This is a genomic window from Yersinia thracica (genome assembly GCF_902170565.1).
Classification (GTDB): domain Bacteria; phylum Pseudomonadota; class Gammaproteobacteria; order Enterobacterales; family Enterobacteriaceae; genus Yersinia; species Yersinia thracica.
In genome coordinates this window covers 1-21285 of the sequence record NZ_CABHXX010000070.1, presented here as the reverse complement: position 1 = coordinate 21285, position 21285 = coordinate 1, and the positions used below count along the sequence as shown (strand labels likewise).

Below are 21285 nucleotides of genomic sequence, written 5' to 3'. Positions count from 1 at the left end.
TGCCATGCCAATAAGCACCAGCATTAGGGAAGACGTGATAATGAGAATTATCCTCACCTATAAAATAAACTTTTTTTTACTTTTTATTTAAATCACGAAAAATCATTATGTTACCCTGCTCGTCATGCACCACATTGACCGCCAAGAGCAGCGGCAATGAGTCGAGAAACTCATCCGGGTGGTTTAAATCCAGTGAACCGGATACCGGCAACTGCGCCAAACTGGCATCGGTTAGTTCAATTTTACCCTGCCGATAGCGCCGTAATTGGGTTAGCAATTCCCCTAGCGGGCGGTTGCGGAATGACAATTGCCCGCTGCGCCATTCACCGATTTCAGCCACCGCACGTTGGCTAAGTTCCAAGCGCTTTTTCTCAGGCAACAGCCGCGCACTGTCACCGGCATGCAGCATCACCGCCGCCATATTCGGCCTGCCGGTCATCGCGACAATCCCCTCCCTGACCGCCACCGCGACCTCGCCTAAGTCATAGCGCATCTCAAATGCGGTTCCAACCACTTTCACCTGGCTCTCACCGGCATAAACAATAAATGGCCGAGCTTTATTGGCGGCCACTTGCAGGTAAATTTCGCCCTGATCCAGCCAGAGCTGGCGATTATCTTTGGCATAATGAACGCGGATCTGCGAATGGCGATTAACATGCACCCGGGTACCATCTGACAGCACGATTTCGCGGCTGTAATCGGTGGTTTGCAGAGTCATATCATTGGTCAGCAACGAGGGCAATTGGCTCATTGGCAGCAGCAGGGCAAACAAGAAAAATAACCCTGCGGCACAACTGCGCAATGGTCGCCAACTGCGGGCTGTTTTTGGCGCTTGCGGCGCACTGACAGGCCGGGGAATCAGTGCGCAATCGCCCCAAATCTGCTGCATCTGGCGATAAGCTTCTGCATGGGAGGGGGCGCTTTGCAACCACGCGTCCAGCTGTTGCTGCTCTTGGTTGGTTAAGCGGCGGGCCTGGCTGCGGCTGAACCATAACGCCGCTTGTTCATCAATTTCAGCGCTCAGAGAGCGGCTCTCATTCATCATGTTGCTCACTCCCTTGCTCAGCAACGTGGCGCTTACAATGCAGCAATGCGCCCGCAATATGTTTTTCGACCATACTGACAGAAATTCCCATTCTCTCCGCCACCTCAATTTGTGACAGGCCGTCAAAGCGATGCATCAGAAAAGCCTCACGGCGGCGTGGGCTGAGGCTATTGAGTGCCTCTTCCAATCGGCTCAGCCGTTGCTGCTGCTCCAACAAATGCTGCGGATCTGCCCCGGCGGGGGCTTCCTGCTCAACATCGTCATCTTCATGGCTTTGTGCCAGTGCCATGCGCTGCTTGCCCGCCGCCCGCCAGTGATCAATCAGCACTCGGTGGGCTATCTTGAAAAGAAATGCCCGCGAATGCTCGACAGGTGTCTGTTTCGCCCGCTTTAACCACAGCGTAAAAACATCGTGCGACAGATCCGTCGCGTCGCTGGCATTATCCAGCCTTTTGCGAAAGAAACTGACCAACTGACTATAAGTGTTCTGGTAAGCCAGGCTCACTTTATTTGATGGCGGTTTATCCATGAATGCATCCGTTAGACAGTACAGCCTCAGGCAGGCGTCGGGCAGTTACGCGGCAACCCTGCGGCATCAGGTACATCAATTCAGTGGCCCACTTTGCTGTAAAAAAGGGGTGAAAAATGGCAAATACAGTCAGTCCAGCGAGGGTGAATACCTCAGGGTTTCACTCTTCTAAGGCTGGCGGTTATAAGCGAAAAGACTGATCAAATGCAAATGATAATCACAATAACTATCAATATGCCTATTGATTTGTATAATCTGTCACTCATTATCTGTGGCAAAAAAAATATATTGGCTGGTCAAACTCATCCAAAATAAATGATAAAACTAATACTAATCAAATAATTAAACTTAAATTCCTCATTACTCACGGAGTCCGTAATGAAATTATTCTGCCTAATGGCAGCCAGCGGCACAGTCATGCCGATAGCAGAAAAAAACCATAATATTAGAATGGGATTACCCAATGGGCGGCCCAAAACGCGCTGGAGCATCAGCTTGCTATTCGGGCTAGGGCTGCACATGCTTGCCGCCGCTTTGATGCTCGGCTGGATAAATAAAATGGCTCCTCAGGGCGTGCTGCCTCCGGCGGTGATGATTGAACTGACGCTGTATCAGCAAGCAAAATCTGCACCGCGCGACATCCCACAAGGGCTACAGCAAAGCATGGCAGCACCCGATGATGCCCCCCCCGAGAAACAACCTGAAGAATTGCCGAAATTAACGGATTCGCCGAAAGGCACTCATGCCATCCGGCCAGAAAAAATCACCCAGAAGAAAAAAATAGAACCGACAAAACCACGGACAGACACTCCGCTGCCCGTGGTCGCAGAAAAGGCCGCCCCGACCACCAGCGCCCCATTGCCGGGCGAAAGTCATAAAAATGCCGCAACATTTTCCAGCGTTTCCTCGGCCGCTATCAGTGGAAAAGCCTCGTGGCAGAGTGAGGTGCTGGCCCATCTTTCGCGCTATAAACGCTATCCACGGGAAGCCTTGCGCTACCGCCTGGAAGGGATTAGCCATGTGCGCTTTGTTGTTGATCATCAAGGGAAAGTATTAACTGCGGAGTTGTTCACCAGCTCTGGCGCGAAAATATTGGACCACGAAGCTATGGCCCTAATTTCCCGCGCCCAGCCCTTACCCACTCCCCCCGCCGAGCTGCTGCGCAACGGGGTGATTGAGCTGATAGCGCCGATTGCTTATAACGTGAAAAGTTAAAGCCTTACTGGCGGAGTAACCCCGCCTTAAGGTGGATCATCTTCATCCGAGGATTGATAATCCAGCGCTAAAGCCAGGCGTAAAATAGCGGCCACCGGCTCAAATAAAGGTTCGGGAATGGTATCGCCACAGGCCACATCGCGATGCAATGCCCGTGCTAGCGCAATATTTTCCACGATAGGAATTCCCTGCTGTTGCGCTAATTTGATGATCAATGCCGCTCGTTCGCCTTTGCCTTTTTCAATCACCACCGGAAGCGGGGCATCATCCGGGTGATAAAACAGACACACGGCAAAATGGGTGGGATTACGCACTACCGCCGTGGAGCGCTGAACATTTTTAGCAAAACTGCCGCTTTGTACCTCTTGCTGCAACTGCCGCCGTTTTTGCTTAATATGCGGATCCCCATCGCTGTCTTTGTGTTCCCGCTTGACCTCTTCATGAGACATTTTCAGTTGTTTCAGTGTGTTATAGCGCTGAAAGCTATAATCCAGCAGAGAAAAAACACCATAGCAAGCAATCAATGCACCCAATAGCCAACTCATTAATGTGCCAAATACTGGAATAGCGCAGTGACTGCCACAATAGGCCAGATAACCAAAAGAGCTGGCATATCGCGCCAATAAATAGCCGAAAATTAAGGTTAACACCCCGACTTTCAGTAATGATTTGGTCAACTCAAACAGGCTACGCAATGAAAAAAGCTGTTTGGCATTATTGATGGGATTGATGTGTTCGCCTTTAAACGCCACCGCCTTAGTCGCTAATAACGGCCCGACCTGCGCCATACCGGCCATTATCGTCATTAAAATCAGTGCCCCGCCCAATATCCCCATAATGTGGATAACCACCGCCATGCACTCGGCCCCAATACGCGCCAGTGCAAAAGTGAAAGGTTGCTGTAATTGTTTGATTGAACTGCGAATAAGAGTGCCGATTTGATCGAGCAAGTTGTCACCCGCCAGCAAAAAATAAGCCACCAGCACCACCAACTGTAACCCCGAGGTTATCTCGACACTTTTAATCACCTGCCCTTTTTCCCGCGCTTCTCTCAGCCGTTTAGCTGTGGGCTTTTCATTCTTTTCACTGCTTTCACCGCTCATTATTATCCCCTTTTATCAGCGGGATAAGTGTGCTTATTTTCTGTTCGGTTTGATTAATGCCGACCAAATAGTGATGCAATGCATAAGGCAGACTAATCAGTAACAGGAGCAGGGCTAATGCACTTTTGATTGGCATTGCCAGGAAGAATACATTCAGCTGCTGGGAGGAGCGATTGATTAATCCTAAAGATAAATCCGCTAAAACCATTACCAACATCGCCGGTAAGGCAAAGCTTAGACAGAGTTCATACATCAGCCGCCATTCACTTTGCAAAAATTCCAGCATGGTCGATGTGGGCTGAATCCCACTGCCCGCGGGCAAGATTTCATAGGAGCCATAAAGTGCCAACAGCACCAGATTAAATCCCCCTGAAATCAGAAATAGGACAGTCAATATTTGTGTAAACAACACCCCAAAAATGGAGGATTCCATCCCCATGCTGGGGTTAAACAACGTCGACATAGTGGCACCGCGTAAGGTGTCAATCAGGAAGCCCGCCATATCAATCGCCCAAAAAGGCAATGCGGCGAAAAAACCAATCATCACCCCAATCATTAGCTCGATGCATAACAACCAGAACCATCCAGTGAGATGACCCTGATGCAGTAATGTGGTGGAGAAAAACAGCGGAGTAATGGGTAGGGCGATGGCGAAAACCACACTATTACGCAATAAGCTACTGCCCAAACTGCGGGCGGTAAACAGAGGTAATATCAGCAACATACCGTAAGGGCGCATCATCGCCAGCCCCAACGCCCCTAGCCAATGTAGAGCATCATGCATATTAAGACCGCATACTGGTTATCTGCAAAAAGGTCTGCTGGGTATAATTCAGCAATGTCGATCCCATCCAATGATAGGTAATCAATAACGTGGCTGATACAGCCAGTAATTTAATCAAAAATTGTAATGTTTGGTCCTGTATTTGGGTGAGCGCCTGTAACAAGCTCACCACCAATCCGACCACCGACGCCACCACCACCACCGGCATTGAGAGTAATAAAACTATCCATAACAATTGAGTCGCCAGATGAACCACAATGGCCGTGCTCATTGCTGTTTCCTTTGATGGCGATTCACAAGTAAGACCCCACCAACTGCCCTAGCAGCAGCCCCCAGCCATCTATCAATATAAAAATCAATAATTTGAATGGGAGTGAGATGGTGATGGGCGAAACCATCATCATCCCCATTGCCAGCAAAATGTTGGAGACAATTAAATCAATCGCCACAAAGGGCAGGTAAAGCAGCAAGCCGATTTTGAATGCCTCGGTCAGTTGGCTAAGGGTAAAAGCGGGCATTAATATCAGTAATGAATTGGATTTGATGGTGTCGCGATAGCGTTCCGGCCACTTAGTTTGGACAATATCATTGAAGAAATTAACCTGTTCAGCATCAGTATTCCGTTGTAAAAAATCGCGGTAAGGCCCCAGCGCACTCTCATCAATATGATGCAGCAAAGCACCAATATCATTGGGTAGCGGCTCATCCTGGAGGCGAGCATGCACATCCAACCCGACCGGGGCCATAATAAAAATGGTTAACACCAGCGCCAGACCATAAATGGCAATATTGGGCGGCACCTGCTGAACACCCAGCGCATTACGCAGCAATGAAAAAACAATCGATAGCTTAAGAAATGATGTCCCCATCACCATCAGCAAGGGGAGCAATGACAGGATAAAAAGCAGGACAATTAGTTGAGAGGACGAATTCAGCAACTCCATAATCTATTCCACAAAAACTGGCCTGTTGGGTGAAGAAGAATACCCCTAGTATTTATGTATTCACCGCGATCCCCTATCGGGTCATGGCCTGAATAAATCCCGATGAGCTGACCCAGGTCAGTGATTCGGGTGCGTGAGCGCCGCTAACACCGCTGCGGCGTCAAGTGTGCCGGATAAACCACTGATCGATACGCACCACAAGCTGCCCATCACAACACAACAAACTGCCACAGCCGACGGGTTGCCCTTGTAGCCGGATATTCACCTCACCATAAAGGTGGGTTTGGCAGGTCAATGTTTGCCCGACATCTAACTGTTTGATATCACTCAGCGGCAATGTCAGGCGGCCAATTTCCATGACCAATGTTTGCGGTAATTGCTCAAGTTGCACCGCCTGTTGAATCTTCGGTAGCGCGGCGATATCCAGCGCGAGCAATGAATCAATATCGTCATTAATCTTTTGAATAGTCATGTTATTTTCATCTTCCAGTTTGATGTAAATCTGCGGTGATGCCCTTTGCCATAACCAACAATTCCCTTGTTCCCATTCAGCGGCACGATTGATTCGCACTCCATCCCCCGGCCTGATTTGTTGCAATTGATGCAGTGATAACCGGCTCCACCCCACCACTAGCTCCGCCTGCCAGCGGAGGTCATGCTCGGTGGCCCGCTCTTGGTGCCAGTCGGACAAGGTTTCAGCTAACACCGCCAAAGGCCAGTCAAACAACACGCCACGGAGTGACTGGCCCTCCAGCTCGAAAGTCAGTGCTACCGCCCATTGGGGCAAAAGTGTCATCGCCACTGGCGCGGGGTCGTCAATCACCAATTCGGGCAGCGCGGCAGACAATGGGCTGACCGCCCAAGTGGCCATGGCACTGACCAATTCAGTCGCCAGCAAATGGAGATTATCGGTAGCCAGCGAAGTTGCCAGCCAGTGGTTCCAACCAGTCTGTGATAGCCAGCAACCGCACCTCGTGCCAGCATAATGAAGTGGCAGATAAATACCCTCGCCCTCGACCTGCGTCAATGTGGCGCAAACACCGCTGGAATGACGCCCTCGCCCAATAACGGTACTGATATGGCGTAATTCAGCCGACAATATCGCCATCATGGGTCACCTCCAATACGCAAGGGAAGCCCAATTGATGTAGTTGTTGTTGCCAGCGAGATTGCAGGCGTTGTAGGCGCTCGGCCAAACCCCGGTTGCCGTGACTGAGCACAATAACCAAACCATGAGCCGCCAGACTGACATGAACCCGAGTACCAGCCAGTGCCCCACTGACGATGCGGTAGTCCGTCTGCATTACATTTTCATGACCCGAATTCGTCATGGCATAGGCCATATCCTGCATAGAAGATGAACGCAGAGGGAGATAGCGGGCAAATTGCTGCTTTTGTCTCTCATGACCTAAATTTCGCGACGGTTCGCCGCTAAAATGCCCCTCACTGAGCGGTGGTATTGCGCCTTCAACATCGATTCGATTCATTTTTGATTAACATCCGTAATTTTTCCTGCTCGCGCTGATTAGTCCGTAATAGCGCCAGTTGTGCGGTAATGGCGGCTTGCTGTTGCAGCCGTCGAGCCGCCAGCTCACCGAGTGATTTTTGCAGCCGCCGCTCCGCCTGATAGGCTTGGTGCTGCAAAGCTCTTTGATCCTGCGCTTCTGTCGGGTTCAGCGTACCGCGCCATTGAGCAAGTATTTGTAATTGCTGACATAGCCCTTGGCGTGTTTGATGGAAGTGCGCCAATTGCTGTTCTTGCTGTTGCTCTTCTTGCTGCAAACTGATCAATTGGCGGCGCAATCGGCGCTCTTTGTGTTGGCGCAATACCAGTAAGCGCAGAAAAATCGCTAAGGTGGGATTGCTTAACCCAGTGCTTGCGCGAGCTGCGCCAAGGTGTGAGTCAGCCCTGCGGTGTCGGTTTCGCGTGCGAATAATGCATTCTCCTGTTGCAGGAAAGCACAAATAGCCGGGTAGCGCTGTAGCGCCTCATCGGCCTGCAAATCTTGCCCTTTCTGATATTCACCCACTCGCACCAGTAATTCGATGTCCTGATAGCAGGCTTGCATGTGACGCAATTTTTGTGCCAATGCTCGATGCTCCGCACTGACAATTTGCGGCATGATACGGCTGACACTGGCGGCAATATCAATGGCCGGATAATGCCCGGCCCCCGCCAGTTGTCGCGACAAAACAAGGTGCCCATCCAACAACGAACGCACCTCATCGGCCACCGGCTCATTCATGTCATCACCCTCGACCAGCACGGTGTAAAAAGCCGTGATACTGCCGCGCTCGCTATTACCCGCCCGCTCAAGTAACCGCGGGAGGGCCGCAAAAACACTGGCGGGGAAACTGCCCATCACCGGCTGTTCCCCCGCCGCCAAGCCAATTTCACGGGCCGCCCTGGCGTAGCGGGTGAGCGAATCGGCCATTAACAACACTTTTAGCCCGCGCTCACGGAAATATTCGGCCACCGTGGTGGCGGTATAAAGACCTTTTAGCCGCTCCAGCGCTGGGCGATCGGAAGTGGCCACCACCACCACAGTGCGGGCACGAGTTTGGGGCGTGAGCACTTGCTCGAGAAATTCCCGCACTTCTCGACCGCGTTCACCAATCAGCGCCAACACGGTAATATCCGCCGAGCAGCCGCCACATAACATGCTCAATAAGCTGCTTTTCCCCACTCCGGCGGCGGCAAAAATCCCCATTCGCTGGCCTTCACCACAGCTCAGTACGCCATCAATGGCGCGAATACCGGTGGTCAATATTTGCTGGACTGGCTGGCGAGTGAGTGGGTCTGGCGGCGGGCAGTCCAACTCACGCCAATGCCCGCTCAGGGGCGGGCCACCGTCCATCGGCTCCCCCAAACCGTCCAATACTCGCCCAACCAAATCATCCCCAACTCTGACGCGGTGCGCATACCCCAACGGAGAAACCCATTGACCACATCGCAAGCCAACAGAAGAGGAAAACGGGGATAACAATGCCGTTTGCTGCTCAATGGCGACCACTTCAGCCAACCTATCCGGTGAGTCGATTTGGCATAATTCCCCCAGCGCCACGCCGGGTAAATAGGCGCGTAACAGTGTTGGGCCGACATCCAATATCGGCCCGCAAGACACCATGCCGCTTGGCGGGCAAGAGGGTAAGCGCAATTGTTGCTGTAACTGAGTGCTTAATCGCGCGATATCAGGCAGCTTCATCAAGCTCATCTCCGATAAGTTCGATGGTACCAGCCACTTTAATATTCATTTCGTCGCCCAACTCCTGCCAGGAAAGCACCGGTAGCGCAAAAATATCCCGCTCAACAATTTTGCGCAGAAAACGCCGCACATCGATGGTGGTCAGTAGCACGGCATCCGCGTTTTCAGCAAATGCGCTTTTTATTTTGGCGAGAATCAGCCGCGAATGTTTATCCCCCAGTGCAGAATAGGTTCCCGCCGAGGTCTGACGGATAGACTCGCGGATCAGGTTTTCAGCCCCTTCGCCCAACCGCAACACCGGCAGCCAAGCTTGGTTTTTGCTAAATCGGGCGCACACATGGCGGCGTAAGGCGATACGGACATATTCGGTCAGCATAACGATATCTTTCTCTTTGGGCGCCCACGCCACCAGCGCGCCAAAAATAGTGCGCAAATCGCGGATCGAAACATCCTCTTCCACCAGCCGTTGCAGTATTTCTGCCACTTTTCCGACCGGCATCTGCCGCTGTAGTTCTTTGACTAACTCGCCGTAACGCGCCTCCATGGCATCCATCAAATAACGGGTTTCCTGCACGCCGATAAACTCGGCGGTATGCCGTTCAAGTACCCGAGTTAAGCAATGAATAATGCGCTGATACCCTTGCGCATAAGGGAGCCCCAAAGTGCTAGCATGGTGCGCCTGTTCAGCGGCCAACCACTCAAAAGTCCCCATTTTCATGCCCAGCGTTTGGCTGCGAGTCGCCAGCGCCGCACTGGGCTGGAGCAATAATAAGTCATCGACAGGTAAGGTCAGTTTCAGCACTTGCTCCTGATAAACCCGAATTGACAGTTCATTTTCGGCCAACGTCGGAGAACTGCGAATGACCACCTCGGGCAGTGGCACACCAAGATGTTCAAACCAGCGCCAGCGCAAGCCATCAATATCCCGCCCCAAATGGGGATAATGTAAATTGGGCGCGCAATACAGCATCAGGGGCACCGCGCCAGGAGCCATGGTGTTAGTCGATGAGATCTTGCTCTCGTCGCTGGCACTGGCCCCCGAACTCTGCTGCTTTTTTCGATACAGTAAAAATGCGGGGGTGGCGACCAGCGCGGCCAAAGTAATAAAAATCAGGAAAGGAAAACCCGGTAATAGAGCAAAAACCGTCAAAATAGCGGCCGCCAGCCACAAAGCATCGGGTTGACGCCCCACTTGCACCGCCAATTCTTTGGCCAGGCTCTGTTTATTTTTGCCGGGAACGCGGGTAACAATAATCCCGGCGGTGATAGAAATAAGTAATGACGGGATTTGAGCACATAAACCATCTCCGACGGATAACACCGCATAAGTGGTCATCGCTTGTTCCGCCGACATATTATGTTGCAGCACCCCAATAGTGATGCCGCCAATAATATTCACCAGAATGACAATAATTCCGGCGATGGCGTCCCCTTTAACAAACTTCATTGCCCCGTCCATGGCACCAAACAGGCGGCTTTCTTTTTGCACCCGCTCGCGTAATCGCCCAGCTTCGGCGGAGTCGATCACCCCGGCACGCATATCACCGTCAATGCTCATTTGCTTGCCCGGCATAGCATCAAGTGAAAAGCGGGCGCTCACTTCGGCGACGCGCTCCGATCCTTTGGTAATCACGATAAACTGCACCACGGTGATGATGGTAAAAATGATCAACCCCACCGCCAGATTGCCCCCAACCACAAACTGGCCGAATGCCTCGACAATTTCACCGGCATCATGTTGGAGCAACACCAGCCGCGTGGTGCTGATGGTCAGTGCCAGCCGATAAAGTGTGGTGATAAGTAGCAGCGACGGGAAAACCGAGAATTCGAGCGGATCGCGCAGATAAATTGAGATCATCAGCAAGATAACGGAGAACGCGAGGTTAATCGCAATCAGCACATCCACCATGATGGTGGGCAGTGGCAGGATCATCATAAAGATCGCCACCAGCAGCATGATCGCTAAGAAAACATCCTGCCGCGCCGTGATCATCATCAGACCGCGTGTCAGGGCCGATTCTCTCATCGGTATTCTCCAGGCAAGCGGCGGAGTAAAGCACATTGTTGTTGATAAAGCTGATACCAACACTCGGCTCCCGATGATGCCGGAGGGGAGCAACTGACCATCATGCCCATTTTCAATAAGTAAATACGCTGAGGAACGCCATTAAAACGCTCGAGCTGCCAACATTCCTGTAGCAGCAATAAGTCCTCATGGTGATAATGCCGATGTTGCACGCCCGTGGTCAGTAATAGCCGCGCATTGCGCCACTCAAGGAAAGTTCGCTGCGGCCCTATCTGCCATTCCATGCATGAAGTGATTGTCGAGCAGGGTAATTCCGCCATCTGGATGAATAGCTGGAGGTTACGGGTCGCGACTAAATCCATTTCCATTACCCGAAGCCCATTGATATACATTATTGAAATAATAAGCAGCCAACAATTTTCACACTATCGGGCATTCGCCTGAACCATAAAATCATATCTCCAGCAACGCCGCCAAAATCTGCTGTTGTTGCTCTTGATCATTGAAACAATCAACCGGCATAAGGTTGAATAACTCATAAAATCGGCGAATAAATCTACTGCGTGTCTTGGTGTCCAGACCGGTGATCACTTCAATCCGGGGCTGTAGCCAACGGCTAAACAACCAGGGCTGGCCCACCACCGCCAACACTTCATGCAGAATCACATCCCCCGCCACGCCACAGGCCCTCCCCATGTGATTGCAATGATCTTCCAGCCCTAAAAACATTAGCAAACGACGAAGTTGATACAATGTAGCGGCCAGACGCTCACCATGCTGAGGGGGTGGTTGAGAAGCCAAATCAAACGCCACCGCGCGCATTAACACCCGCACACGCTGCTGGCGCTGCGGCCAACGGCTGACCCGCGTAAACCACTGCGCAACGGACAACTCATTTTGCTCAATACCATTTTGCTCAATACTTTGTGCGAACAATTGCTTGATAGCACCCAGCCCTTGGCTTTCCTGACTGCCCAGTTCGAGCAAGCCAAATAACTCAATTTCCCAACCGCCCTCTTCCAATAGCGGCTCAAGTAATTGCGATAAGCTGCGGCGGCGTAACGGATTATTTTTGCTGTAGGCCATCATCGCGGCCAGCAACAGAATTTGCTGCCCTGCCGATAGCCCCCCTTGGCGCAGTTGGCTGGCAAGCAACGAAATATCCATATCCAGCCGGATATTCTGCGGTAGCAGAGAATCAGCGCTACCGGATAACTGGGAGATTAACTTCACCAGTAACTCTTGGCAGCGTTGGCTGCGTTCCTCAGCTTCGACGGATTTTTGATCTTTTAATCGGGAACCCAAACTCAGCCCGATTTCTTCCATGGTTTCTTCCAATGCCGTTTGTCTGACCTCCGACAATTCCATGCTGGCTAACGCCATAATCGAGTGTGCGGGTGTTATTTCGCCGTGAAACTCAACGCCATCGAGTGACGAACCATGAACCGCAAGGGTTTCGGACACATTATGGGCATTTATCATGCTCGGCTCCTGATGAGATGAATTCCTGCTTCGGTGATTCCTGTAGCCACAGAAGAAGTTGCGATAAATGGCGCTGAAGAGAAAGTGTGATTTGTAACATCGGCGAGCTTAATTGCGCTTGATCTGCCACCATTTTTTCATCTGCGATGCACTGCACGCGCGCCCCTAAAGCCGAGGCCACGGCAGAAAAATACTGGGGATGAACACGCAGCATCAGCCCATGCAACACCTGCGCATCGTCAAGGGCCATTCTCTCGACTTGCGCCCCCAAGCGGTGGATGAGAATCTGGCTCGCCTCCTGCTCTCCAGCCCAAGCAGTTACCACCGATGTGATCGCCGCCAAAATAAGCTCCCGAGTCTGTGTTATCAGTAAGGATTCCTGTTGCTCGGCCGCCACTAACCAGCTGACATGCTGCGCTAACACATCAATTTCCAGTTGGCTCCGCGTGTGTTCGAGCAGTTTATCCACCTGTTGCTGCGCTTGGGACAGTAGCCGTGCACTCTCGGCCTGTGCGCTTTGCACAATGTCTGCTGCTTGCATGTGAGCATCTGACACCCTATCGCGACGCTGTTCCATTTCCTGTAACTGAGCCGCGGGGATAACGCCGCCAAGAGGCAGTGAAAAATCAAATTTTTCCACCCGAATCTGAAAAGGATTCACAACAAACGCTCTAATCGGGTTAACCAATGAGCAGCCGAAAGGGATAGCGCCCGCGGCAAAGATAACGCCCGTGTTAACGGGGGTAACGAAATAGACATTGCCCGCCACACCACATCATCACTGCGGGCATCATGAGCCAGGCTCTGCCCCAACCGCAAAGCAACAGCGGGTAATTGCTGTGGATTTAATCTGGCAGGAAGCTGGCCGCGATAACCCATCCCCATGAGTTGCTGAATATCGCCCTCACTTAATAGCGGCGAAAGTGACTGCCGGTAACGGCGAAAGCGCAGATAATCATCACACTGTAAATGAACCAATCCCAACGCCAAACAGCGGGCCGACAAGCGCTCAGATGCCACTATTTGACATTGCTGTTGCTGACTCAAGACGGCGGGCAGCGCCTGTTGAGGAAAGTTTCGCAGGCGATTTAGCGCCGCATTCAACGCGGTATCCAGCAATTGGCTGCGGCCATAGCGGTAACTTTCGGTGTTAACGCCAGCCGCCGCCAACCACAATGGATGAGCAAATTGGGCCGGCCGCCAGGCTAACTGATGCAAATAACGAATATCGGGTGTTAACGGCAATATCATCCTTTCCTCCGGTCATTTATCGGCGCAGATAGCGCAATAAGCAGGCGGTCGACAGCCCGACTAACAACACCAGCAATGTGCCTAAGACGATTTGTAATGTCGCGGCATGGCGTAATAGCCATTGCAGGGCCGCTTCTGAGTGGCTTTGTTGCCGTGTTACTGGGGCAGTGAATCGATAATTAGCGGGCTGCATCACCACACTAATTTGTGAAAAATCAATCCCAGGAATGCCATCGCGGATCAGGTTCTTAATTTGCGGCTGATAACTCAGTAAATTGACCTCAGGCGAATATTTGATAAACACCGAGGCAGCATGGGGGACACTGCTTTTCCCGTCTGTCGGTGCTGGCATGGCAATGGTCACATCAGCTTGAATCACCCCATCCATATGGCTCAACATACTTTCCAATTGTTGCTCTTTTAAATAGACCATTTTGGCCTGCTCTTGCCCCGGCGAAGTCACCAACTGATTCGACGGAAACAACTGGTCCACGGTGGCAAATCGCTGGCGCGGAAAACCATGCTGGCGTAGCAGCTCCACCGCGTTAATAAACTGACTTTTATCGACATTCAGCCCGACGGTGCCGCCCTTCTCAGATTGTTTTTCCGCTTTGATTTGGTGCAACATCAATAACGCCAGCATCTGATTGGCCTCCCCTTCCGAAAGCCCGCTATACAATTCCATACCACAGCCAGAAAGCGACATCACGACCAGTAATAGCGCGACCGTGCGCCGCACCTGTTTCATTGCATATTGACCAATTTATTAATGTTTTGCCCGACCAAACCGGCAACTTTAGCCGTTAAATCAATGGCTAATGTGGCATGCATCCATTCAGACTGCATGAATAGCAATGGGTCTGGAGACATCATGGGCGTAACCGGTTCAGTCGGCTGCATTAACTGAGCAAACTTGGCGATGTGCTCGGCGTCGGCAGGTGGCTGAGAGGGGGAATTCAACTTGACGGCGGCTTTGATAGCATCAATTTCCATCGAATAATCTCGCTTTAATAAAAATGTTTTATCGCGCAGGTTTACATTTTGGCAGAACAAGCAATCCCTTGTTGCAGTAAAGCCAACATGCCCTGAGCCTCTTGAGAGGAGGAGCTCGCTAATAACGCCAATGCTTCACTTTGGCGATTAAGCCCAAATAACAACATTGCCTCACAAACTAAACGCACTTGAGGTTCAGGAATTAACTGGGGCAATACGTTAAGAATATCGCGAGCCTCTGCCAGCAAGCTGTGGTTGACTCCCGCCAATGCGGCCTCCACCACTAACTGGCGACAAGGAGCTGAAAGTAAAATCATATTTTGGCAATAATCCCACTGGTCATATCCTTAATTCCCTTCATCAACGCACTGCTGAAATTGATATAAGATGAATACTGCTGCATAGCGAATTGCATCTTTAGCATATGCTCAGGATCAGTGGGATTGCCGGATGCCATTTGGCTTTGAAAATCCTGCCCCATCTTATTGATGCTTTGTGCCAGCCCATTCACTAATGCGTTTATATCCATTAATCCTCCTATTCCATGAGTGACCGCATATGTGACGGACACTGCTGAAAACGGCGACGAAAACTATCAGAGAAATGAGCGTGATTACTAAAACCACACTCCAGAGCAATATCTGCCACACGTAATCGTGTGGATAGCAGCAGCTCGCACCCTTTTTTCAACCGTTGATCCAAAAGCCATTGCTTCGCAGACATCCCGAACTTTTCATAAAATAGGAAATTCAATTTACGTGTCGAAATACCTAATTCATTGGCATAACGCGCAACTGTCCATGGATTGAGGCGGTTTTTCTCAAAGAACTCCAGTAATTCATTATTAGTTCCGACAATTGATTCTAATAATCTGGAAAAATAAACCGGTTCCAGGCCTAAACAATAAAGATAAAGAAATCGTAACGATGCACTTCGTTCAATATCAACTAACTGCTCAGCTGCACAAATAATGTCGTTGTTAGCAGGTAATATCTTATAGCGCTCACAAACATTTAGGGGTAAGCGGAATTTATTCGGCTGCACCATCTTACTGGCTAATTCTTTGTATAGCGGTAAAAGATCGATGGAATGACATAATATTGAAATAAACGTACTTTGTGAAAAAGAGGACACACTGGCCTGCTCATCGGTAATCACTAAATTCCCCGCAGGCACAGTATGGCCAACGCCTTCAATACGTAATATTCCCTCTTGCCGAAATAGAATAAATTTTATTGATTTCATCATATCCCTTCGAGTGTCATTGTTCTTAAACAAGAGTGACAAATAATACCGCTCAGGGCTATCCGGCTTAGACCCTAAGTTCCATTAATGGTATCTGGATGATATTTATATAATTGTATTAGTGTTTCCAATGCAGCTATAAAACCATTCTCTTCGTCAGATTTGGCTAATTGTTCGGCAGTCTCTTTTACAGTTGTGGTTAATTTTTCTATAATAGCGTCTTTTGCATCACTGTCCTGATTCATCCCGGTTCCTAAAGCCCCCGCCGCGACCACACTCATTATGGTGGTTAATATCGGGGCATAACTCTTGGCAAGTAGGCATAAACTATTATTAATAACCGGATGGATAAGTCCACCTATTACGCCGAGAGAAACCACCATTCCGGCCCTAATAAAATACGAGGTGAAGCGGGCAATTTTTTTAGCATTCATCGGTGAAGCCTGACAATACTTAGCTAATATAAAAACAGCCTGTTGTATTGCATCACTGCCCATCGTCAGTTCTTCTTTATTTTGACTGGCACAACTCCAGTTATGATAAGCACAGGCCAAATTAGACAGTGAGAGCATAAGATTTAAACCCGTAATAACAGCAACAGGGGTTGCTACACCACCGCTACAAATACTGATCCCAACGCCGACAGAAAATGAAACAAGAGAAACAATCGACTCAATAACATTGATAAAGAATTGTTTTTTAGCTATTTTAACTCTGGCACTTTTTAATTCATCCAGTTCAATTTCTTGAGTGTCGCCTAACTTGTTAACGCTAATGTTTGTCTCATCACAAGCATTATTCCTAAGCTTTCCCACCAATTCAGCTAAAGCAAGAAGAATAGGTTTTTTATCATCAGATTCCGGATTGACACTTGTTTCCATGGGATTAAAATTGGAGGTGATATCTGGATACTGAGTTGTTTCGGATGCTGTTATTAGGGTCATAGTTATCCACCTTAAATATGGCTTATACAAACTATATTGTCTGTTTCAGATATTATTTATCTCAGGTACTATTTATTTCAGATACTGATTTTTTCAAATACTGTTTAATAATTGATTGGCTTTTTCAGCCGTCGGGGCGTATTCAGAGTTAAGATAGCTCATTTCAATGGCAGTTTGTAATGCTTCTCTGGCATCAGCTCCATTTCCCATCGCCTGTAAACAAACTGCCATTTGATAGACCGGTTCAGGATCTCGTGCCTCTAAAAGCAATGCACAAGCATAAGCACTCAGCGCTAACCTAAACTCCTGCTGCATTTGCATAGCACCCGCCAAAGCCAAATGAAATTGCGGTTCTAACGGGCAATGTAATGTCAGCCAAGAAAACTCCTCTATTGCAGCAATATAATTATCCGCCAGCCAGGCCTGATAACCCCGTTCATATCTTGTATGCACCTCCTGAGAAGAAATATCCTGACTATCATTCATCATTTGTGTGTTAATAATGCCGTTACACGTCAGTGTGGCATTTATTTTTTCGCAAATAGCCTGTAATTCCTTGATGCTATCTTCACTCATCTTATCCCTTAGCTAACATCAAATAACAACCAATCATCACCATCAATATTTTTATTGAAAGCACCTTTGGCTATGAGCAGCTTAATAAGACGGTGGCGTATTAACTGCAAGGTTGGGTTAGCAATATTATTAACAATAATCATTCTGATTATCGACAAGTCAGTAATACTCATTCCTAATTGATGTAATAAATTAAATAATTTTAAAAATTCACCGGGTTGGCCATCCTTATTCATGACCTCTAGATGACAAATAATAAACTCACTGTGCTCAACCCGGTAGACAACACGATAGCCATAATGGAAAAACTCATGACCCATTTTAAATGCACTATTTTCAAAGTAAGCTGTTTTGACTGTGCAGCCCTTATTACTTAAGTATTGTTCAGCACTGTATGGGTTATATTTCATATATCATAACTTCACAGCCATGGAAATTTGGCCCATCATATTGCTTACGGTATTACACAAATCCTTCATATTTTGGCGGGCCTCATTCATCTTATCCAACAACTCACTGATATTTTTATTATAAGATTGTGCACCAGTGCTTTGCAGATCACTGGTCATGCGCAGCAAATCAGCATTCTGTGCCATATCCCCTTCAACTAATTTACCGCTACCCGCCCCAAGTTGCCCTAACGCCGAGCCACCATGCGTTGCAATATCACCGAATTTTAAACTGGCCACTGCCCCCACACCGCTAACTACACCAGAGAGAATAGTGCAAACACCATTGGCAATGGCTCCCGCTGCTGTCTTATCGATCGCTTCCCGTTTATTCTGCATTGAACTTACTTGAATATTCCAACCTAACATTTGTTGCTTCTGACTGTAGGCATTCAGTAAATCACGCATTTTTTTAAAAAGAACATTCATTTTAAAAATGATGTTTGACAGATCTGATAATAAATTGGACAGGTCTGAGATGAATTTATTTCCCATTTCTTCATTATCTTTTTCAGTAGCAATTTTATTTTGCGATGGCAACGTTATTTGATGATTGACTATCGTACTCATAATAACCTCTCTATATCAATGAACTCGCAATATTGACTTGCAACATGCCATTCTGATGGATATTGTCATTGAGTTTTGTCAATGTATCTTGTGCATCTTGGGACGTTTCTTTAAGTTGTTTAAGCTGATGCTGTTTATTTCGCTCTACCCATTCGTCCATAAATTGAATAAAATCTTGATTAAGAATTAATTTTTGGATCTCTTTTTGTAACCCGGAATTCTGAACAGATAACTGGCCATTATTAATTTGTACTGCCGCACTACTGCATTTTTGAATAATCAGTAAAGGTGAAGTGGCAATATCTTTTAAAATTGTCTTAATTGATCTTTTCATAATGGCTTTGGTACATTGTTGGCTCAATTCTTCTGTTGTGAGAGTGACCCCTTTTTTTATTGCATCCTGAGCCAGTTTTTTCGTCACCCCGCTCACCAGTTTTTCAATTCCTTCCTGGGTAAATGACTTGGTGATATTACGCACCAGCGTCATTTCGGCCTTTACCGCCTGCTGAGCGGCGGCTGACGCCATCTCACTGGCCTCAACCATTTCTATTTCCATCGCTTTCATTGAGATATTGCGGCTGACCTGCTGACTCACATCCTTACCAAACTGCCCAGCTAACTGCTCAACTTCTTCAGTCGCTCCCCGTTTAATAGCATCCGTCAATGCTTCGCCACCGCCCTTTTTCAGCACATCACCCGCACCTTGAGTCACCGCACGGGCAGCATTGATTGCGCGAGCAGCCTGAAACAGGTCAATGGCCATAGCAAAACATTCAAAGCCAAGTTGGACTTTACCTGCAATATCAATAACTTCCTGACATTTTTCCTTTGATGCTCCCAATAACATCGCCGTTTCCGCCACGGCTTTGACCAAACCCGCCGTGCCCGCAGAAAAATAAGCAACACCCGAGGCAATGGCGACGGGATCGCCGGTTACTACGCCCTCAACAACCTTCAGCGCGCCATAAACCACCTCGACAGCACCGATAAACCAATCAAATACGGCATTGAAAATGCCCGCTTTTTTGGCTTTATCTGCCTGTTCAACCGCTTTATCAATCTGTTTTTGATATTCAGAGACACGTTTATCGCGCAAGAAAGCCTGAACATCTGTGGCACGCTCCATTTGCTTGCCGATCGACTGGCACAAATCAGAGAAAACCCCAAGATTCAGATTTCCGGCCATCGACATAATGAGTTGCATATCCGCGCTGCCTAGTCGGTCAAGCGAAAGTCGGTTATTGCCCACTTCATTTGAACCCGAACGCGGTATAGATGTTAGCAAGCGATCGAGTGCGCCTTGCGCGTTTTGTCGTGTCACTTTGGCTGAGTTTGTATTGGCATCCATTAAGGGGGGAAGCCCAGCAATACCACGCCAATCAGGCATTTTTACCGGCGATAAAGCCGAGCTTTTACCCGCATTCACCATTGCCCAATCATTCAGAAAAGTGGCTTTAACACCTATCGCATCGGACATGTCACACCTCCAACTGTAAAGCTGCTAAGCCGCGCTCGGCTTGTTGTTTCACTTGAGTCCATTCAGTGTGAGAATGGCACCAATTCAATGACATTCGGAAAGCTTTCCCCGCGTAAATCCTATTACCGCAGGCCATATAACATTCAGCCGCCAAACAGGATGGACGAGGGTCATCAACCTGAATTTGTCCCGCACGACTAAAGCAATAAATTGCCTGATGGAAATCAGCCGTTTGCTGATAACACGCCCCCAAAGTCAGCCAATAAGAGAAATTCCAATGATCCAGTCGCACTAATAGATTTAATAACTGCTTGGCGCTGTTATATTCCCCTCCTTGGCATAACTGGACGGTGTATTCATATACCAATGCCAAATCTTGTGGGTTCATTTTGGTTAACATGCGCAAAGAACCGCCGCGCCTCATAAAGTTAATAACCTCATCACTTGGTTGAATACTCATTTCACACCATCCTTACCATCGCGATTGAGTTAGCAGAAACTTCGGGCAATCGTTATCAGTAAATCTTTTAAACCGGTCTGTAATGTGCTGATGTTATTGGAGCAAACGTTATAACTTTGCATTATTTTCTGTAACTGCAATTGATCCTGGCTCATTGTGTCCGTGGCCCGGCTCTTTTCATTATCCAATGAAGCTTTCACTGCCTGTAATTGCCCTTTATCCAGTTCTGGGCCATTCTTTTTTAAATACTCATCAATATTCATGCCATCAACGGTAATGCCATTTTTCCGCATAAAACCAATCACCGAATCAGGTAGAGATTCTTTGGTTTTATCATCGCCTTTTGCTGCTTTGGCAATAACTTCATCAACACGGTTAGACATCTCTTGCGTATCGCTGGCATATTTTGAGCGCGCCTGCATCGCTTTAAAATTAGTGCCAGCAATATTAGAAAGCACATCAAGAAATGAATATAAGACTTTCAAGCCTAGACTAAAAATATCATCAGAATCATTAACCGCAGCAGGTGAAGCGTGTTTAATTACATCATTCCCAGATGGTTTAGCTGCGTGTGTTGCAAAATATTCGGGTATATTGACATAAGTATTCGTTGACATATACAGACTCCTACACTCCAATCGGAGTGATATTTAAGGAAAATCATCATTGCGTATTCTCTGTAGCATTTATGTTTTTAAGCTGTGTCTCCAATTGTTTAAACTGTATATTCATCTGAGAAATACAATCCATCATCTTGGCTTTTTCTTGTTTAAAACCATCAGGAAAAGCAGCATCCAGACGTGATAGTGTTTCTCTTGCTTGACTATCATTATCTGCCCGCTGTTGCAGTAAATTAATATGCTGTTGAAAAACCTTAAGTTTATCCAAGTCAGACTTTAACTTACTATATCTCCCATGCAAATCACCCAGCATGTATTGAATAGGGTTACTATCATTCATATAATATTTCCTTATCTATTCATGAG

29 protein-coding genes are annotated in these 21285 nt (G+C 48.3%); 1 reads left to right on the top strand and 28 read right to left on the bottom strand.

The annotated features are described in order from the left end of the window. Nucleotides 1–76 precede the first annotated feature (76 nt). Both FTA91_RS08770 and FTA91_RS08765 read right to left on the bottom strand, forming a co-directional pair. Nucleotides 77–1045: a FecR family protein gene (locus FTA91_RS08770; protein ID WP_186366607.1), complete on the bottom strand. Its 969-nt coding sequence runs from the start codon at nt 1043–1045 to the stop codon at nt 77–79. Next, a complete protein-coding gene (locus tag FTA91_RS08765; RefSeq protein WP_050114960.1) occupies nt 1035–1574 on the bottom strand; it encodes an RNA polymerase sigma factor in 540 nt (179 codons plus the stop codon). The genes FTA91_RS08770 and FTA91_RS08765 overlap by 11 nt, the downstream gene beginning before the upstream one ends. 495 nt (nt 1575–2069) lie before the next feature. Here FTA91_RS08765 and FTA91_RS08760 point away from each other — a divergent pair, with 495 nt between their 5' ends. Continuing rightward, nucleotides 2070–2789: a TonB family protein gene (locus FTA91_RS08760; RefSeq protein WP_186377354.1), complete on the top strand. Its 720-nt coding sequence runs from the start codon at nt 2070–2072 to the stop codon at nt 2787–2789. 26 nt (nt 2790–2815) lie between these two features. Here FTA91_RS08760 and FTA91_RS08755 read toward each other — a convergent pair whose 3' ends face one another. The 26 genes from FTA91_RS08755 to FTA91_RS08630 all read right to left on the bottom strand — a co-directional run bounded on the left by FTA91_RS08755 (nt 2816) and on the right by FTA91_RS08630 (nt 21259). Further along, the gene (locus FTA91_RS08755) at nt 2816–3892 is read right to left on the bottom strand and encodes an EscU/YscU/HrcU family type III secretion system export apparatus switch protein (protein WP_050114958.1); all 1077 of its coding nucleotides are present in this window, start codon (nt 3890–3892) and stop codon (nt 2816–2818) included. Beyond that, nucleotides 3882–4676 (bottom strand): EscT/YscT/HrcT family type III secretion system export apparatus protein, encoded by a 795-nt coding sequence (locus FTA91_RS08750; RefSeq protein WP_050114956.1) that lies wholly within the window; start codon nt 4674–4676, stop codon nt 3882–3884. Before FTA91_RS08750 ends, FTA91_RS08755 begins: the two co-directional genes overlap by 11 nt. A 1-nt stretch (nt 4677) precedes the next feature. Continuing rightward, complete coding sequence (locus FTA91_RS08745; protein ID WP_004391785.1) at nt 4678–4947, bottom strand: EscS/YscS/HrcS family type III secretion system export apparatus protein; 270 nt, start codon at nt 4945–4947, stop codon at nt 4678–4680. Nucleotides 4948–4969: 22 nt separating this feature from the next. Further along, nucleotides 4970–5620: a type III secretion system export apparatus subunit SctR gene (gene sctR, locus FTA91_RS08740; protein ID WP_050114955.1), complete on the bottom strand. Its 651-nt coding sequence runs from the start codon at nt 5618–5620 to the stop codon at nt 4970–4972. A gap of 160 nt (nt 5621–5780) precedes the next feature. Then, nucleotides 5781–6731, bottom strand: coding sequence for a YscQ/HrcQ family type III secretion apparatus protein (locus FTA91_RS08735; protein WP_050114953.1), 951 nt, complete (start codon nt 6729–6731; stop codon nt 5781–5783). Next, nucleotides 6709–7107 carry a hypothetical protein gene (locus FTA91_RS08730; RefSeq protein WP_050114951.1) on the bottom strand — a complete coding sequence of 133 codons (399 nt, stop codon included), beginning with the start codon at nt 7105–7107 and terminating at the stop codon, nt 6709–6711. The genes FTA91_RS08735 and FTA91_RS08730 overlap by 23 nt, the downstream gene beginning before the upstream one ends. Beyond that, nucleotides 7088–7462: a hypothetical protein gene (locus FTA91_RS08725; protein WP_050115085.1), complete on the bottom strand. Its 375-nt coding sequence runs from the start codon at nt 7460–7462 to the stop codon at nt 7088–7090. Before FTA91_RS08725 ends, FTA91_RS08730 begins: the two co-directional genes overlap by 20 nt. Before the next feature lie 23 nt (nt 7463–7485). Continuing rightward, the gene (locus FTA91_RS08720) at nt 7486–8826 is read right to left on the bottom strand and encodes an EscN/YscN/HrcN family type III secretion system ATPase (RefSeq protein WP_145583198.1); all 1341 of its coding nucleotides are present in this window, start codon (nt 8824–8826) and stop codon (nt 7486–7488) included. After that, complete coding sequence (locus tag FTA91_RS08715) at nt 8813–10852, bottom strand: EscV/YscV/HrcV family type III secretion system export apparatus protein (RefSeq protein ID WP_050114947.1); 2040 nt, start codon at nt 10850–10852, stop codon at nt 8813–8815. Before FTA91_RS08715 ends, FTA91_RS08720 begins: the two co-directional genes overlap by 14 nt. Next, complete coding sequence (locus tag FTA91_RS08710) at nt 10849–11220, bottom strand: type III secretion system protein (RefSeq protein WP_050114945.1); 372 nt, start codon at nt 11218–11220, stop codon at nt 10849–10851. Before FTA91_RS08710 ends, FTA91_RS08715 begins: the two co-directional genes overlap by 4 nt. Nucleotides 11221–11305: 85 nt before the next feature. Further along, nucleotides 11306–12334, bottom strand: a complete 1029-nt coding sequence (locus FTA91_RS08705; RefSeq protein WP_145583196.1) for a TyeA family type III secretion system gatekeeper subunit — start codon at nt 12332–12334, stop codon at nt 11306–11308. Continuing rightward, nucleotides 12318–12995, bottom strand: coding sequence for an HrpE/YscL family type III secretion apparatus protein (locus tag FTA91_RS08700; RefSeq protein WP_145535561.1), 678 nt, complete (start codon nt 12993–12995; stop codon nt 12318–12320). The genes FTA91_RS08705 and FTA91_RS08700 overlap by 17 nt, the downstream gene beginning before the upstream one ends. Continuing rightward, nucleotides 12992–13585, bottom strand: coding sequence for a type III secretion system domain-containing protein (locus FTA91_RS08695; protein WP_050114939.1), 594 nt, complete (start codon nt 13583–13585; stop codon nt 12992–12994). Before FTA91_RS08695 ends, FTA91_RS08700 begins: the two co-directional genes overlap by 4 nt. A gap of 16 nt (nt 13586–13601) precedes the next feature. Then, nucleotides 13602–14333 (bottom strand): EscJ/YscJ/HrcJ family type III secretion inner membrane ring protein SsaJ, encoded by a 732-nt coding sequence (ssaJ, locus tag FTA91_RS08690; RefSeq protein ID WP_050114937.1) that lies wholly within the window; start codon nt 14331–14333, stop codon nt 13602–13604. Then, nucleotides 14330–14578 carry a type III secretion system inner rod subunit SctI gene (gene sctI, locus FTA91_RS08685; RefSeq protein WP_050115083.1) on the bottom strand — a complete coding sequence of 83 codons (249 nt, stop codon included), beginning with the start codon at nt 14576–14578 and terminating at the stop codon, nt 14330–14332. Before sctI ends, ssaJ begins: the two co-directional genes overlap by 4 nt. Nucleotides 14579–14619: 41 nt before the next feature. Further along, the gene (locus tag FTA91_RS08680) at nt 14620–14895 is read right to left on the bottom strand and encodes an EscG/YscG/SsaH family type III secretion system needle protein co-chaperone (RefSeq protein ID WP_050114935.1); all 276 of its coding nucleotides are present in this window, start codon (nt 14893–14895) and stop codon (nt 14620–14622) included. Continuing rightward, entirely contained in the window at nt 14892–15107 is a 216-nt protein-coding gene (gene sctF / locus FTA91_RS08675; RefSeq protein ID WP_050114933.1) for a type III secretion system needle filament subunit SctF, read from the bottom strand. Before sctF ends, FTA91_RS08680 begins: the two co-directional genes overlap by 4 nt. An 8-nt stretch (nt 15108–15115) precedes the next feature. Further along, nucleotides 15116–15823: a helix-turn-helix domain-containing protein gene (locus tag FTA91_RS08670; protein ID WP_050114932.1), complete on the bottom strand. Its 708-nt coding sequence runs from the start codon at nt 15821–15823 to the stop codon at nt 15116–15118. A 74-nt stretch (nt 15824–15897) separates the two neighbouring features. Then, a complete protein-coding gene (locus FTA91_RS08665) occupies nt 15898–16767 on the bottom strand; it encodes a hypothetical protein (RefSeq protein WP_050114930.1) in 870 nt (289 codons plus the stop codon). A gap of 93 nt (nt 16768–16860) precedes the next feature. Next, complete coding sequence (locus tag FTA91_RS08660) at nt 16861–17343, bottom strand: tetratricopeptide repeat protein (protein ID WP_050114928.1); 483 nt, start codon at nt 17341–17343, stop codon at nt 16861–16863. A gap of 8 nt (nt 17344–17351) precedes the next feature. Then, the gene (gene sseE / locus FTA91_RS08655) at nt 17352–17753 is read right to left on the bottom strand and encodes a type III secretion system effector protein SseE (RefSeq protein ID WP_050114926.1); all 402 of its coding nucleotides are present in this window, start codon (nt 17751–17753) and stop codon (nt 17352–17354) included. A gap of 3 nt (nt 17754–17756) precedes the next feature. Then, complete coding sequence (gene sseD, locus FTA91_RS08650) at nt 17757–18362, bottom strand: type III secretion system translocon protein SseD (protein ID WP_050114924.1); 606 nt, start codon at nt 18360–18362, stop codon at nt 17757–17759. Nucleotides 18363–18372: 10 nt separating this feature from the next. Then, nucleotides 18373–19839 carry a type III secretion system translocon subunit SctE gene (gene sctE, locus FTA91_RS08645; protein WP_145583195.1) on the bottom strand — a complete coding sequence of 489 codons (1467 nt, stop codon included), beginning with the start codon at nt 19837–19839 and terminating at the stop codon, nt 18373–18375. 1 nt (nt 19840) lies between these two features. Then, nucleotides 19841–20299, bottom strand: a complete 459-nt coding sequence (locus FTA91_RS08640) for a SycD/LcrH family type III secretion system chaperone (protein ID WP_050114918.1) — start codon at nt 20297–20299, stop codon at nt 19841–19843. Nucleotides 20300–20328: 29 nt separating this feature from the next. Next, complete coding sequence (gene sseB / locus FTA91_RS08635; RefSeq protein ID WP_050114915.1) at nt 20329–20916, bottom strand: type III secretion system translocon protein SseB; 588 nt, start codon at nt 20914–20916, stop codon at nt 20329–20331. A gap of 46 nt (nt 20917–20962) precedes the next feature. Beyond that, nucleotides 20963–21259: a chromosome partitioning protein ParA gene (locus FTA91_RS08630; RefSeq protein WP_145535555.1), complete on the bottom strand. Its 297-nt coding sequence runs from the start codon at nt 21257–21259 to the stop codon at nt 20963–20965. Between the last annotated feature and the right edge of the window lie 26 nt (nt 21260–21285).